Raw genomic sequence first — 811 nt, forward strand, 5'->3', positions numbered from 1 at the left:
TGGGCGCTTGTTTTTGTGAGGGCCTCGTGGCAGGTCTCCAGGGAGTTTTTCACTGTCGAGCATCGTTCATCCCCTCATCGAATGCCAGGAAGCAATCGTCAAACAGCGTTAGAACTGCACCTCTCACTGCATGACTATCACGAGGAGCATAACGATAACGTGAGCTCAGGCTAGTTATGTGGCTTTTGGCGATTAAAGTAAGGTCGTCAATGATGTTTGTTACTTCTTGCTCAGTGAAGCTTGTAGCGGTAGCGCACTTTTGGATAAGTGGCATTTCACAAACATCAAGAATTCTACGCAGGAGGGCCTTCATCTCTCGTGCACCTTCTGCCTCCACTTTCCTAGCGAGGCTGCAGTTCTTTGCAAGCACCTTTAATAATCGCGGGTTGATATTCGGGCACNCTTCATCTCTCGTGCACCTTCTGCCTCCACTTTCCTAGCGAGGCTGCAGTTCTTTGCAAGCACCTTTAATAATCGCGGGTTGAAATTCGGGCACACTGCCAAAATCTTGTCTGGGAGATTTCGGAAGTCGGTGTTATCAATATCATTCCACTCATCTACGGCAGGGTCTTCTACTTGGTCTGAAAGAACGGATTTAAATATAATTTCATTAAAAATGCTTCTAAGCGTGTCTGTGTTGACAAGTCGATCTAGTGGAGATTTTGAACAGGAGCGTTTCTCAATTTCATCCGTTAGATTGGAGAGAATGAAATTTTCCAAATCTGAATGACGATGGTTATAAAATCTACAGGTTCGAATCAATTGGAGCGCGTCGGCCTCAAGGCTATCATTTGAATCACTTGCTACCATC

At 45.6% G+C, this 811-nt stretch carries 1 protein-coding gene; it reads right to left on the reverse strand.

What is annotated here, in order from left to right; all coding sequences use genetic code 11:
* Positions 1-49: 49 nt before the first annotated feature.
* Entirely contained in the window at positions 50-313 is a 264-nt protein-coding gene (locus tag QZH66_RS17365; RefSeq protein ID WP_305807087.1) for a hypothetical protein, read from the reverse strand.
* Positions 314-811: the final 498 nt, after the last annotated feature.

Origin of the sequence: Stenotrophomonas sp. YIM B06876 (assembly GCF_030711595.1) — a bacterium.
Lineage (GTDB): Bacteria > Pseudomonadota > Gammaproteobacteria > Xanthomonadales > Xanthomonadaceae > Stenotrophomonas.

Excerpts from the sequence above, each read along its gene's own strand:
- QZH66_RS17365 (WP_305807087.1), bottom strand. The coding sequence starts at position 313 with ATGAAGGCCCTCCTGCGTAGAATTCTTGATGTTTGTGAAATGCCACTT.